This is a genomic window from bacterium, assembly GCA_040754625.1.
Taxonomy (GTDB): Bacteria; JACRDZ01; JAQUKH01; order JAQUKH01; family JAQUKH01; genus JAQUKH01.
In genome coordinates this window covers 1-14,476 of record JBFMCF010000077.1, presented here as the reverse complement: position 1 = coordinate 14,476, position 14,476 = coordinate 1, and the positions used below count along the sequence as shown (strand labels likewise).

At 39.1% G+C, this 14,476-nt stretch carries 13 protein-coding genes; 9 read left to right on the top strand and 4 right to left on the bottom strand.

Translation table 11 applies throughout. The annotated features are described in order from the left end of the window. Window positions 1–122 precede the first annotated feature (122 nt). Both AB1498_06935 and AB1498_06930 read right to left on the bottom strand, forming a co-directional pair. Complete coding sequence (locus tag AB1498_06935) at window positions 123–1,502, bottom strand: MFS transporter (GenBank protein MEW6088027.1); 1,380 nt, start codon at window positions 1,500–1,502, stop codon at window positions 123–125. A gap of 17 nt (window positions 1,503–1,519) precedes the next feature. After that, the gene (locus AB1498_06930; protein MEW6088026.1) at window positions 1,520–2,107 is read right to left on the bottom strand and encodes a helix-turn-helix domain-containing protein; all 588 of its coding nucleotides are present in this window, start codon (window positions 2,105–2,107) and stop codon (window positions 1,520–1,522) included. A 170-nt stretch (window positions 2,108–2,277) separates the two neighbouring features. Between AB1498_06930 and AB1498_06925 the strand changes: the two genes are divergently transcribed. From AB1498_06925 to AB1498_06885, 9 genes are all read left to right on the top strand, one after another. Beyond that, on the top strand, window positions 2,278–3,522 hold the full coding sequence (locus tag AB1498_06925) for a cysteine desulfurase family protein (GenBank protein ID MEW6088025.1): 1,245 nt from the start codon (window positions 2,278–2,280) through the stop codon (window positions 3,520–3,522). 82 nt (window positions 3,523–3,604) lie between these two features. Continuing rightward, window positions 3,605–4,075: a DsrE/DsrF/DrsH-like family protein gene (locus AB1498_06920; protein MEW6088024.1), complete on the top strand. Its 471-nt coding sequence runs from the start codon at window positions 3,605–3,607 to the stop codon at window positions 4,073–4,075. Window positions 4,076–4,092: 17 nt separating this feature from the next. Beyond that, window positions 4,093–4,611: a heme NO-binding domain-containing protein gene (locus tag AB1498_06915; GenBank protein MEW6088023.1), complete on the top strand. Its 519-nt coding sequence runs from the start codon at window positions 4,093–4,095 to the stop codon at window positions 4,609–4,611. 10 nt (window positions 4,612–4,621) lie between these two features. Then, entirely contained in the window at window positions 4,622–4,849 is a 228-nt protein-coding gene (locus tag AB1498_06910; protein MEW6088022.1) for a sulfurtransferase TusA family protein, read from the top strand. A gap of 157 nt (window positions 4,850–5,006) precedes the next feature. Further along, the gene (locus AB1498_06905; GenBank protein ID MEW6088021.1) at window positions 5,007–5,711 is read left to right on the top strand and encodes a substrate-binding domain-containing protein; all 705 of its coding nucleotides are present in this window, start codon (window positions 5,007–5,009) and stop codon (window positions 5,709–5,711) included. A 136-nt stretch (window positions 5,712–5,847) separates the two neighbouring features. Further along, window positions 5,848–9,564, top strand: coding sequence for a response regulator (locus AB1498_06900; GenBank protein MEW6088020.1), 3,717 nt, complete (start codon window positions 5,848–5,850; stop codon window positions 9,562–9,564). Between the two features lie 9 nt (window positions 9,565–9,573). Beyond that, a complete protein-coding gene (locus AB1498_06895) occupies window positions 9,574–10,404 on the top strand; it encodes a protein-glutamate O-methyltransferase CheR (protein MEW6088019.1) in 831 nt (276 codons plus the stop codon). 5 nt (window positions 10,405–10,409) lie between these two features. Then, window positions 10,410–10,994 (top strand): chemotaxis protein CheB, encoded by a 585-nt coding sequence (locus AB1498_06890; protein MEW6088018.1) that lies wholly within the window; start codon window positions 10,410–10,412, stop codon window positions 10,992–10,994. A 17-nt stretch (window positions 10,995–11,011) separates the two neighbouring features. Next, window positions 11,012–12,397, top strand: coding sequence for a diguanylate cyclase (locus AB1498_06885; protein MEW6088017.1), 1,386 nt, complete (start codon window positions 11,012–11,014; stop codon window positions 12,395–12,397). A gap of 1 nt (window position 12,398) precedes the next feature. Here AB1498_06885 and AB1498_06880 read toward each other — a convergent pair whose 3' ends face one another. Continuing rightward, window positions 12,399–13,214, bottom strand: a complete 816-nt coding sequence (locus AB1498_06880) for a PhnD/SsuA/transferrin family substrate-binding protein (protein ID MEW6088016.1) — start codon at window positions 13,212–13,214, stop codon at window positions 12,399–12,401. 96 nt (window positions 13,215–13,310) lie between these two features. Continuing rightward, on the bottom strand, window positions 13,311–14,381 hold the full coding sequence (locus AB1498_06875) for a radical SAM protein (GenBank protein MEW6088015.1): 1,071 nt from the start codon (window positions 14,379–14,381) through the stop codon (window positions 13,311–13,313). Window positions 14,382–14,476 lie beyond the last annotated feature (95 nt).

The window sequence follows — 14,476 nt, the reverse complement described above, 5'->3', positions numbered from 1 at the left end:
TCCACAATATGATGATTATTATACCTCAAAATTTTCTTAAAAACAGGGGGGAGCATTTAAAAAGTTGATTTTTATCGATAATGATAAGGAATTTTAATAAAATGTCAAAGAGATTTTTGACATTACGCCCCGACAAGCAGGGGGTCAACGTATGAAAGATGATTAACGACCAAAAGAGCAGGGCCTTTTTGCGGTACGTTTTCTTTACCAAAAATTTTTATTTTATAAATTGTATGTGTCAAAAGCCATAATATAAGCCTGATAAATGCCTCAGGCAGGAGCCTTAGTGTGTAAATTGTCGCCCCGAAGGCTATTAACGCGATAACACCCAAAGTTTTTGCGGGATCCAGTCCGATTTTATCCGTTAAAAACCATGCCGCGGCTGAAGCGATTAACATCCCGAGGAAACTGACAATGTTCGATGTCGCGATCATTTTCCCTTTTTGATCATGGGGGCTTCTTTCCTGTAATAATGCGTTGAGCGGGACCACAAAAAAACCGGCAAAAGTCCCCAAAAAGAAAAGGTCGGTACCCACACGCAGGGAAGAATACGAGGCAGACACTAAGTCGAGCGAGAATATACCCATGCCTAATGACCCAAGCGGGACAAATCCCAATTCTATCTGGTCAGCGGACATTTTCCCGGCTAACCCGGAACCGAATCCCATGCCGATCGCAAGAACGGCAAGAAAAATACTAATGCCGGTGTTCGATATATTCATAAGGTTTTTCCCGTATAAAAGAATATCGATTTGAAAGATAGAACCTATAAACCAGAAATAACTGATTCCGAGGATGCAAAGAAACAGGACGCGGTTTTTTGATACGTCTTTTATGTCGCGGTAAAATTGACGGACAGGGTTCCAGTCGAACCGTGTTTCACAGGCCGCCGGAGGGACATCCGTTATAAAAAAACTTGAAATTGTTCCTAAAACCGCTATTAAAACAAATCCAAATCCCGCTAAATAATAATCAGGTTTTGTTATATGTAAAAATATCCCGCCGGTTACTGTTCCAAGAATAATCGCTAAAAATGTATATAGATTTAAAATACCGTTTGCGTTTGAAAGCTCCCTGCTGTCGAGCATTTCCGGAAGTATGCCGTATTTCGCGGGCCCGAAAAAAGTGCTTTGCAGCGCCATAAAAAATAAGGTGGCAATCATAAAAGGCACGCTTTTTAAATACAAAGCAAGAACGCCAATACCCATTACAGCGATTTCCATGGCTTTTGAATAAATCAGCACTGTGCGTTTGCTGAACCGGTCCGCCAAAAAACCCGCGAAAGTTGAAAATAAAATAAAAGGGATAACAAATACAGCGCTGACTAGTGATACATAACGGCTTCCAATTTGAGGATTTACAATCAAGTCAACAATTAGCAGAGTAACCATCATTTTAAACGCGTTATCATTCAAAGCGCCTAATGCCTGAGTTATGTTAAGCGCCAGGAATTCCTTGTTTCCCCATGATAAAGATTTGGGTTTTTTGTTATTGTCATTCATAAATTTCTCCCTGATTTTTATTCATTTTTTAGCGCATTCCAAATGCTTGAGAAAATATCCTCTTCATAATTTCTAATATCGTCTTTAATATTTCCATACATTCTTACCGCGCAAAGGCGTATAAGGCTTCCGACAAAAATTGAACCGGCAACATAAATATTTATTTTTTTTAACTCCCCTTTTTTCTGGCCTTCTTCAATGATTTTAAGCGCTACATGGCCCGGGTGAATAAAATTTTTAGGGAACTTATTTAATTCGCGGTGTTCAGAGATAAGCATGTATGTAAAAAGGACCCTGTCCTTTTCGAATGAGGCGAGGCTTTGTGATATAAATATTTTAATTTTATCCTTTGCGTTTTTTTTGTTTTCTACGGCTTTGATTAAATTCTGTGAAAATTCATTCAGATTTGCGGAGAATATATGCCATGCCAGCTCATCTTTGCTTTTGAAATGCCTGTATAATGAACCTTCAGCGACCTTTGCTTTTTTCGCAATATCTTTAGTAGTTGTAGCATTGACTCCTTTTTTTATAAAAAGATTAACTGCCGCGCGCATTATTTTGGGAAGCAATGTGTTTTTCTTGTTGTCATTAATTATTAAGTTCATTTGTCCTTTTTCTTTTGTTATATAAGTGAGTAATCACTCACATATATTAAATCAAATTTAATTTTATCTGTCAAGTAAAAAATATTTTTATTTTTTTATTAGGGGGTGTATAATAAAAAAAAGAAGTCACTGGCGCACCAAAACACCAGTGGCCGGCAGGAGGGTTAACAATGAATCCGGTATATTTTGATAACCATTCCGGGACAAAAATTGATGACCGTGTTTTCGAGGAAATGGTTCCTTATTTGAAAGAAGATTACGGCAACGCGCAGAGCATGCATTCCCTGGGAAGCCGGGCGAGAAGGGCCATGGAGAAGGCGCGGAAATTAACCGCGGACTTAATCGGCGCAAAAGAAGATGAAATATATTTTACGTCCTGCGGGTCAGAAGCGAATAACCTGGCTGTTAAAGGAATAGCTTCAGGGTATCAGCAGAAGGGAAAACATATTGTTGTTTCGGCTGTTGAGCATTTTTCGGTGCTTTATTCCGCGAAACGCCTTCAGCAAATGGGATTCGAAGTTACATTTATTCCTGTCGATAAATATGGAACAGTGATTTTGGATGAATTAAAAAAGGCAATCAGGAAAGACACAATTCTTGTTTCCGTCCAGCACGCGAATCCGGAGATAGGGACAATCCAGCCGGTGGAAGAAATTTCAAAAATAGCCCGTGAAAAAGGGGTCCTTTTTCATACAGACGCGGTTTCGACCGCGGGCGTAATCCCCATAGATATAAATAAAATGGGAGTGGATTTGTTGACACTTTCCGGGCCACAGTTTCACGGCCCGAAAGGGGCGGCGGCGCTGTATGTTAAAAAAGGTGTCCGAATCATTCCCCAGATTGACGGCGGGATCCAGGAAAAAGGCCGCAGGGCCGGCATTGAAAATATTCCCTGTATTGTTGGATTGGGAAAGGCCTGCGGGATTGCGAAAGATGAAATGCATGAAAATTTGAAAAAAACCACGGCGTTGCGCGATTATCTTATTTCTGAACTTCCGGAAAAAATTGAATATGTTTACCTTAACGGGCATCCCGAACAAAGGCTCCCAAATAATATAAATTTTTCTATTGAATTTGTTGAAGGGGAAGGAATGCTTCTTTTTTTAAATGACAGGGGAATTTTTGTAACAAGCGGTTCGGCCTGCACATCAAAGGCGTTAAAAATGTCGCATGTTTTGTCGGCCATTAATGTTGACCCTGCAGTCGGCCAGGGTTCGGTTTTGATGACCCTTTCGAAATATAACAAGAAAGAAGATATTGATTATTTTCTTTTGGAATTTCCGCCTATTGTAAAAAGGCTGAGAGCCATGTCTCCATTATATGATTATTTCTTAAAAACAGGCAACAGGCAGACTGCCGGGCCTGGAACTGATTATGAGCATGAACACGAGCATGAACATGAAGAAAAAGAATAGGTCGGGTAGTAAAAGGGGCATGGTTAAACAAATTACTAAAATCTTGACCCTATGACCCATGACCCTGTTTTCAGGAGGCTTTATGAAAGAAAAAATGACGATAATATTATTTTCAGGCGAGCTTGACAAGGCGACAGCGGCTTTTATTTTGGCTACAACTGCCGCGGCAAGCGGTATGGAGGTTTCAATCTTTTTTACGTTCTGGGGGTTAAACGTTTTAAAAAAATCCAAATACGCGATTACCAAGTCACAAGGAATCATGCAGAAAATGTTTCATTTTATGAGTTCATCCGAGCTCCCGCTCTCTAAACTTAACATGTTCGGCCTGGGGCCGTGGATGATGAAAAAACTGATGAAAAAATCAAACACGCCCTCAGTAAAGGAATTAATGGCGCTCGCGAAACAATTAAATGTGAAATATATCGCGTGCACGACAAGCTGCGGCGCGCTTGGAATAGCAAAAGAGAATTTAATTGAAGATGTTGATGAGTTCGCGGGGGCATCCACTTATCTTAACGGCGCGAAAGACGCAAAAATAAATTTATTTATTTAAAAAAAGGGAGGATAAAAATGAAAGGTACCATTGTTAACTGCCTGCAGGAACTTGTAATTAACAAATTTGGCAAGGAGAAATGGGAAAAATCTCTTGAAGAAGCCGGTGTGGATCCGAATTCTGTTTTTTTAATGACTTCAGATATTGATGATGCCGTGGTTGTGGGTGTAATTAAATCTGTCTGCAAAAATCTCGGGATAACGCTTGAGCAGGCCGCGGATGCTTTTGGCGACTACTGGATAAATGTTTACGCCCAGAAATTTTACCGCTCCTTTTTTGCGCCTAAAACAGCAAAAGATTTTTTATTGAACATGGATTTTGTGCATGTCGCCATGACGAATACGCTGAAAGATTCCCGTCCTCCCCGTTTTACTTGTGAAATGGAGGACAAAAAGACCCTGGTTATGCACTATAAATCTAAAAGAGGATTGATTGATTTTGTTGTAGGGCTTGTGAATGGTGTGGGGAAATATTATAAGGAAAATCTCAGTGTTTCAAAAATCGGGGCGGATAAAGTCCGGATTGTTTTTTTATAGGATAAAATAAATGAATATAAGCAAAACGCTTGATTGTATCGGCCTTTTTTGCCCCATGCCGGTCATTAAAACAAAACTGGAATTAGAAAATATGGAACCCGGTGAGGTGCTTGAGATCTTAGCGGATGATCCGGGTTTTGAAAAAGATTTACCCGACTGGTGTTCAATGTCCGGGGAAAAATTTCTTGCATTGAAAAAAGAAGGCAGTGTAATAAAAGGGTATGTAATGAAGGTGTAACAATTTGTCTGATAAATTATTAATTATTATTTAATTTATGACGATACAAACTTTATAACAGAAAGGAAAAAATATTAAAAAATCACCGTATTTTTTTACAGTCTTATTAATTATAAACTTTTCATTATCAGGTGTTATAAATTCCGCTGAAAAACAAATGGTCGCGGGGGCGGGGCCTTCAACAAAAGTTGTCCAGCTGTTTTTTGAAGGATTCTCCAAATTGCCGCCGGCAAAAGGGTATAAATTTGAAATACCTCCAAAATCCGTTAAACACTCAGGAGGTGTAAAATCATCAGGACAGTATATTTTCGGGCGGACCGGCAAGCCCCTCAGCGCGGAAGAGAAGAAAATGAACAAGGATGAAATATTCCTCGCGCAGATTCCTGTATCATTCGCTGTAGGCTCAGGCGCGGGAATAACATCTTTGGACTTAAATCAGCTGGAAAACATTTTTACGGGAAAATACACTAACTGGAAACAAGCTGGAGGGAATGATCAGCCGATTGTAACAGTCGGGAGGGAAGCGGCAGAGGCGTTTTTTACAGTAATCAAGTCCTTGTATCCTTTTTTTAAATCCGCTAAATTTACAAAAATATTCGAGAAAGACACGGATGTGGTAAATTTTTTAAAAAATGATTATGGTAAATATGCGATCGCTTTTTCCGCAAAATCTAATTTTATTAATGAAGCTGGAATTACCGTGATTCCTGTCGAAAAATTTATTGTTAATGTCCAGGTAGGCCTTGTTTATGATTTGAAAAATATTAACCACCCGCTTGTTAACTCCGCGTCTGATTATGCCAAATCCAAAGAATGGAGAGAAAAAATAACCGCCGCGGGTTTTCTGCTGCCGGCGCAGTAACAAATTTTGTCCTCTTGTGTCTCATCAAGAATATAATCTCAAAGTCCGATATTTATTCAATAGTTATTAAATTATAACCTTAATTTTTTGGGATATAAATTAAGTATGTATAAGCTTATGCAAAAGGAGTAAAAACATGTTTAATAAAATAAGGTCTTTTATATCAGACATGAAAATATTTTATAAAATAATGGTCCCTTTTACTTTTATACTTTTTCTGTCAGTTTCATTAATATCAATCGTTTTTATAAAGGACAAATCAAATTATTTGTTCAAGGAAAAAAGGCGCGCCGTGGAATCTGTTATGGCAATAATGAAGAGCTATACCTATCTCCTGGAAACTTTTGATTACCAGGCACTGCAATCTAATATAAATTCCTTAAAAAAAGCAAATAAAGACATTGTTTATCTATATATAGCGGATAATAAAGGAAAATATATCGCGGGGACATCCGATGACCTGGCAAATAAAGAAGTCATCGTGCCTGTCCATGAGGACATTTTGCAGGAAGCGGAACCGTTAGTTTCAGGAGAGGATACGGTCGGCAGGGTTTTTATAGGAATAGAGCTTAAAGACATAAAAAATGAAATATCTCATACCCGGAATTTACTGCTGTCCCTCGGCGTATTTTTTATATTTGTTTGTATTGTTCTATATAGAATAATCACTAAAATAGCAATTATAAAACCATTGGTTGCTTTTTCAGACATCACCAATTTAATAAGCCTGGGAGATTTTCCTAAAATTGTGGAGATCCAGACTAACGATGAAATCGGGAGTTTATCTCTTTCTTTGAAAAAAATGCTGGATTTTTTACTTTCTGTCAAGAACCAGGCCTATGAAATTGCCAGCGGCAATTACGATATAGATATTTCACCGCGCAGTGAAAAGGATATCCTGGGGACCGCACTTTCCGCCATGAAAAATAACCTGGCGGAAAACAAGAAAAAATCCGACAGGCAGAATTGGATAAAATCAGGCGTGGCGGAACTGAATGACAAAATACGCGGGGAGCAGGATATTTCTTCGCTTTCCCACAATATAATAAGTTTTTTATGCCCTTATCTTGATGCCCAGATAGGCGCGATTTACATAACAGAAGATAACAGTATTTTAAAAATGATGGGAAGCTACGCTTATACCAAAAGAAAACATTTATCAAGTGAATATAAATTCGGCGAAAGTCTTGTGGGAGAAGCTGCGCTGGAAAAAGACATTATTCTTATTTCCGATGTCCCTGAAGATTATATTAAAATCCAGTCGGGGCTTGGCGAAAGTTCCCCGTTTAATATCATCGTGGTCCCGCTTACATATGAAAATGAGGTCAAAGGTGTGATTGAGCTGGGATCTTTGCATGAGATGTCAAACCTGAAAATCGAGTTTATAAAACAAATTACTGAAAATATCGCGATAAGCCTGAATACCGCCGAGTCAAGGAACAAAGCCAGAAAGCTTTTGGAAGAGACGCAGAGACAGTCGCAGGTCTTATTGGCACAGCAGGAGGAACTGAAGCATGTGAATGAAGTGCTTGAGACACAGGCTGAATCTTTGAAAAAATCCGAAGCAAGGCTCCAGGAACAGCAGGAGGAATTAAGGCAGTCTAATGAAGAGCTTGAGGAACAGGCAAAATCCTTGAAGAAATCAGAGTCAAAACTGCAGGAACAGCAGGAAGAACTAAGGCAGACCAATGAAGAACTGGAAGAACAGGCAAAATTGCTTGAAAATCAGAAAGCGGATATTCAGAAAAAGAACGCTGAACTGGAACAGGCGCAGATAATGCTGACAGAAAAAACAAAAGAACTGGAAAGAAGCAGTAAATATAAGTCCCAGTTTCTCGCGAATATGTCTCATGAATTGCGGACACCGCTGAACAGCATGCTTTTGCTTTCCAACCTGCTTATGAAAAATAAAGACGGGAACCTGACCAGTAAACAGGAAGAATACGCGGGCACTATTTATCACGCGGGATCAGATCTTTTGACCCTTATAAACGATATTCTCGACTTGTCCAAAATAGAAGCCGGGAAAATGGAGCTGAATATTGAGACAGTGAATCTCGAGAATTTTATATCGAACATTGAACGTACCTTTACACCAGTCATACAGGAAAAAGGACTAAACTTCAAAATTGAAAAAGAGAGCGGCCTTCCGGAAAATATTGATACTGACAGGCAGAGAATCGAACAAATTATTAAGAACTTATTGTCAAACGCCGTGAAATTTACATCAAAAGGAGAAATAGCGCTCAAGATATTCCGCCCTGCGGTTGCTAAATTGCCCAAGAATATTTTGTCCTCCGAATATACGCTCGCGATAGCGGTTTCTGATACAGGTATCGGTATTCCTAAAGATAAACAGCAAATTTTGTTTGATTCTTTTAAGCAGGTGGATGGTTCGATAAGCAGAAAATACGGCGGGACGGGGCTCGGATTGGCCATATCAAGGGAATTTTCCCGTTTACTGGACGGTGAAATACAGCTTGAAAGCGCGGAAGGCAAAGGAAGCACATTCACTTTATATCTGCCTTTCAAAAAGGATATAAGCGGGAAGATTGATATTAAAATAGAAAAACAGGACGAAAAAGAGAAAAAACAGGATGAAGTTAAAATGCCAGGTAAAGAAAAGAAATTTACCGTGTCGGACATCAGGGATGACAGGAGAAATATTACAAATATAAAAGATAAAATACTTCTTATAATTGAAGATGACGCGGATTTCGCGAAAATATTATTTGAACTTGCCGTGGAAAGGGGGTTCAAGGGATTAATAGCGGAAGACGGCGAGGCGGGACTGGCGCTTGCGGACCAGTACAGGCCTGACGCGATTATTCTTGATATCGGGCTCCCGAGAATGGACGGGTGGACTGTTATGGATAAATTAAAGAAAAACCCGAGAACATGCAATATTCCCGTTCATTTTATGTCCGCGTATGATAAAAGCCTTGAGGGGATGAAAATGGGAGCAATAGGTTATTTAACCAAACCGGTCACTATCGAAAATCTTAATCTGGCGTTTAAAAAAATTGAAGATATTATTTCAAAAAATATTAAAAACCTTCTTATAGTGGAAAATGATAAGGAAACAAAAAATAATATTATTAAATTATTGAAAACTGAAAATACGGTTATTACCTCGGTCGGGACCGGCGCGGAGGCGGTTGAAGTTTTAAAAACGGCCGGCATTGACTGTATGGTCATGGGTCTTGACCTGAAGGATATATCGAGTTTTAAACTGATTGAAAAGATAAGAGATGATAAAATGATACCGTATCTCCCGATAATCGTTTATACCGGGCGGGAGCTTACGGAAGAAGAAGACGCGAAACTCAGGAAATACGCCGAGAGTATTATAGTAAAAGGAGTAAAGTCCCCGGAAAGGCTGCTTGATGAAGCAGGCCTTTTTCTCCACAGGATCGAGGAAAACATTCCTGAAGAAAAAAAGAAGGCCATTAAAATCCTGCAATCCGGTGAAAATATTTTTAAAAACAAAAAGGTATTGCTTGTAGATGACGATATGCGGAATGTCTTTGCCTTGTCAAGCGCCTTGGAAGAGAGGGGCTTGAAAATAGCAATAGCCAAAAACGGCAGGGAGTCCCTGAAATGCCTGGAGAATGAACCTGACATTGATATTGTGCTTATGGATATTATGATGCCGGAAATGAACGGTTACGAGGCGATTGAAGAAATCAGGAAACAGGAGAGGTTTAAGAAACTGCCTATTATAGCCTTGACGGCAAAAGCGATGCCGGGGGACAGGAAGAAATGCATAGATGTCGGGGCAAGTGATTACCTGGCAAAACCGGTTGATATAGATAAATTATTGTCACTTTTGAAGGTATGGCTTTATGGATAAATTTAATTTATGGATATTAACAATATAGACAATGAAAACATAGAGGTAAATTTGCTTCTTGAGGCGGTATTCCTGAAATACGGCTATGATTTCAGGAATTACGCGAGGTCTTCGATAAAAAGAAGGATTATGCACAGGCTCGCGCTTTCAGGCTTGAAAAATATATCAGAATTACAGCATAAAATTTTAAATGATATTTCTTTTTTTGAAAAACTTTTACTTGATTTTTCGATTAATGTAACGGAAATGTTCCGCGACCCGTCATTTTTTTACGCCTTAAGAAAATATGTAGTCCCTTACTTGAAGACATTCCCTTTCATAAAAATATGGGACGCGGGCTGTTCCACCGGCGAGGAAGTGTATTCCCTGGCAATACTTTTAAATGAAGAAGGCCTTTATGATAAGGCCAGGATATACGCGACCGATATAAATAATGTGGTTCTTGAAAAGGCCAGGGAAGGGATTTTCCCGATTGAATATTTAAAGAGTTATACTTCAAATTACCAGAAAGCGGGAGGGATTGAAGCCTTTACGGATTATTATACCGCGGATGATAAATATGTCATCATGAACAGTTCTCTCAAGAGAAATATTATTTTCGCGGAACATAATTTAAGCGCGGACGGCATATTTAATGAAATGAACCTGGTGGTTTGCAGAAATGTTATTATTTATTTTAATAAAACACTTCAGAATCATGTGTTAAAATTATTCAGGGACAGCCTTTGCCATACCGGTTTTTTATGTTTAGGGCCGAAAGAGACCCTTATGTTTTCAGAATGTTCCAGCGATTTTACCGAGTTTATAAAGGATGAAAGAATATATCAGAAGAAGGTTTAAACTGTATGAGTAATAATAACCGGAAAAAATATGAGGCGGTCGTGATAGGCGCGTCCGCCGGGGGATTGAACGCCCTCCAGATTATTTTATCAACGTTATCAGATAAATTCAGCCTGCCCATAATTATTGCACAGCACCAGCACCCGAGATCTAAAGAGTTGCTGGTAAAAGTATTGCAGGGAATAGGTAAAATTCCGGTAAAGGAAGCAATTGATAAGGAGAAGATTTCCCCGGGGGTGATTTATTTCGCGCCGGCGGACTACCATCTGATGATAGAAGAGGACAGGTCTTTTGCCTTGTCTATGTCGGAACCTGTTAATTTCGCGCGGCCGTCAATAGATGTTTTATTTGAAACTGCCGCGGAGGTATACAGGAACAGGCTTATCGGAATCATTCTGACAGGCGCGAATTCTGACGGGAGCGCTGGATTAAAAAGGATAAAGGAATACGGAGGGCTTGCCATTGTACAGGACCCTAAAAACGCTGAAGTTGACTCTATGCCGAAAGCGGCAATCAGGGAGGCAAAACCGGATTTTATAGTCAGCCTTGAAAAAATAGGGACATTATTAAATAAACTGGCAAAAGAATAAGTTAACGCGGAGGGCAAATGGCGAAAGATATTGAAAAAAAAGTAAGTATATTGGTTGTTGATGACAGGCCGGAAAACCTGACCGCGCTGGAAGCCACTTTGGACCAGCCTGATTTGAAAATTGTAAAAGCATTATCCGGCACGGAAGCCCTTGCAAAATTACTTGAAGAGGATTTCGCGTTGATTTTACTTGACGTCCAGATGCCGGATATGGATGGGTTTGAGACCGCGAAATTGATGAGAGGGATAGATAAAACAAAACATATCCCGATCATCTTTGTTACCGCGATTAATAAAGACCAGAAATATGTTTTCAGAGGCTATGAATCCGGCGCGGTTGATTATATCTTCAAACCCTTGGACCCCGATATTTTGAAAAGCAAAGTAAACGTGTTTGTCGAGCTTTACAGGCAAAAAAACAGGCTGGAGGAAATAAACCTTGAATTATCAACTTTATACAAGCTTATGTCCGTGGTAAGCACAACAATTGATTTTAACCTGCTTGCAAACCATATTGTTGAGGTGATAGTGAAAAATAAACTGCTGGATGTTTTAAACAAAGCGTTGTTTTTTATAGTCCAGGATAATAAGCTGGTTATTAAATCACAATACGGATTTTCCGATGATTTTATTTGTATCAGGGAAAATGTGGAGATGGGAAAATGCCTTTGCGGCCTGGCCGCGAAAACAGGGGACGTAATTATTTCACCTGATTCAGAAAAGGACGCGAATCACAATATAAAACTGAACGGGGATCCTCACGGGCATATAATAATCCCGATAAAGGATTCAGAAGGCATATGCGGAGTGGTTTGCCTTTATACGCCGAAAGACATAAAAGTAAGCGAAAGGAAAATCCAGCTTTTAAAAACTGTCGGGATGCAGTTAGGCATAGCCATTGAGAAATCAAAACTTTATGAAAAAACCAAGGATTTGTCGCTTCATGACGCTTTAACAGGCCTTGCCAACAGGCGCCTTATGGATATAATTCTGGAAAGGACTTTTATTTCCGCGAAAAAATATAACGGCATGTGCTCAGTTATAATGCTTGATATTGATTATTTTAAAAAATATAATGATAAATTCGGGCACCAGGCGGGAGATGAATTGCTTGTTAAAATCGCGAATAAAATTTTGGATATTATAAAAACCACCGATTTAGTTGTGCGGTACGGCGGGGAGGAATTTTTAATATTGCTTCCTGAGACGGATTTGACGCGTGCCGCTGAAATCGCGGAAAAAATAAGAACTATTATTGAAAAGGAAACAGAGGTCACAGTAAGTTTAGGATGCTCATCATTTAAGAATGAATATAATAAAAAAGAAGAAATAATTGAGAAAGCTGATAATGCGCTGTATACTGCCAAAAAAGAAGGAAGAAACAAGGTTAAAATAGAAAATTAATTTACCACTTGTAATTTTCAATATCGATTTTTGCCTTTTTCATCAATTGCAGGGTGCCTTCCAACAATTCCGGGTCAAATTTTTTGAATTCATTTACTTTAAAATATTCTTTGCAATTTTTAAGAGCGGTCATGATTTTTTCCAGGTCTTTCGGATTTAAATGCCTATTGGCGCTTACTATATAATCGGGGTGTTTGATATCGGATATCCTGGGATAATTAAAACTTTTTAAACCGGAATACTTGTTTTTGTTGTCTTCCCACCATAAATTTTTTACAAAAGCCGCTTTTGCCTTCCCGACTTTTACAGCGTTTGCGGCCGCGGTTTGGCTTATTACGGCTATTTCCGCTATGCCATTGCTTGCCGCTTTTGCAGCTGTTTCCCCGGAGCTTGTGCTTTTCGCGTAAGCAATATTGGCCCCGGCATTTTTTACGATTAATACGGGATCATTACCTGCCGAGGCGGGGGTAATTAGTACGCCTGTGTATAATTCTTTGCCGTTTATGCCCTGTGCGAGAGGAAGAGACAAATTTCTCGAATACAGGACAGACTGGACAAAACTTCCAATATAAACCAAAGCAGGAGTGTGTTCCATGAACGCGTCTAAAATCTGGTGGTAAGATTTTGCGATCAGGGGCTTAATATCAAGGCCGCTGTTCTCAGAAAGTTTTTCCGCGATTATTTTAGCGTCATTGGCTTTTTCCTGCCAGTCAGGAGGAAAATAAATTGTTATTTTTTCTGCCGACGCAGCCACAGGAAAACAAATGTTAATTATAATTAAAAATAATATGATTTTGGAAAATAGTTTCTTGCCCATTTATTTTTTTAATCTGAATTTCCCTTAAACCCTTCTTTATCTAAATTACAAAATTTATATCGGTTAATTAACTTTATTAATTAATAAAATAAAAGATCACCTTTGATTAAAATCATGCGCCAGCTTTTTTAAAGATTGTATCACAGAAAGGTCTTCCGGTTTAAATAAAGGGAAGATGCTGTTGTTATGTAAAAGCGGGTCGGAATCGGGCGTGAGGCCTGAACTTTCAAAATCTTTTGTTCCCGGTATCGGTGAATATTCCTCCAGAAATATTTTCAGCCCCAGCTTCGCGGCAAAATCTATGGAATCCTTTATTTCATTGAAATCCCGGCCGGGCAGGCCGATTAAAATATTTACAGCGATGTCCCGCGGTGCGAATCCCGCATTTTTCAGGCACTCAACCGCTTTTAAAAATTCTCCCGTTGAAGTTTTAAACCCTGTTTGTTTTTGCCTTTCCGCCTTGGTTGTTTCAAGCGCCAATCTGGGCTGAATAAAACCCGTTGTTTTCATAAGTTTCGCGATCTCAAAACTCATAAATCTGGCATGCAGGCCGTTCGGGGTATGAAAATTAATTTTTAAATCTTTATTAATTACTTTTTGAAGTATCTTTATTATATGGTTTTCCGCGTTATATAAAAGAGCTTCATCATAAAACGCGAAATTTTTTATGCCATATTGTTTATTATAATATTCGATATGTTCAATAACAAGACAAGGGTCTATCTGGTGAAACTTATCCTCCAATAAATACCATCCGCAGTAACTGCATTTGAACGGGCATCCGCCGGAAGTGCGTAAGCTGATATAAGAAAGTTTCGGATATAGTTCGTAATAAGGAAAAACTTCTTCTTTTTTTATTCTGGAATAATCCAATTCGGTTTTTGTTTGCGAACCTACAAGTTTAAGGATTTCAATGATATTATTCCCGCTGAATACAATATCCGCGCCGCTTTTTTCTATGGCGTGTTTTTCGCAGAGGCTCGCGTATATTCCGCCCAGGATCAGCGGAACACCGGGAAATTTATGTTTTAATATATCTATTGTCTCGAATGTTCCCGGATACCAGTAAGTCATCCCTGAGGTCATAAGGATTATATCGGGGCGGGGGACGGCATTAATTTTTTTGTTAAATAATTGAGGGGTCGGGGAGTTATTTTCAGCTCCCATAACCCTTTATAAGTAAAATACCGATGTTGATTACCAAAAGGAGGTAATCAACATGAAAAAACAAGTTAGCAAGCTCTCCCGTGAATGGATCAAAC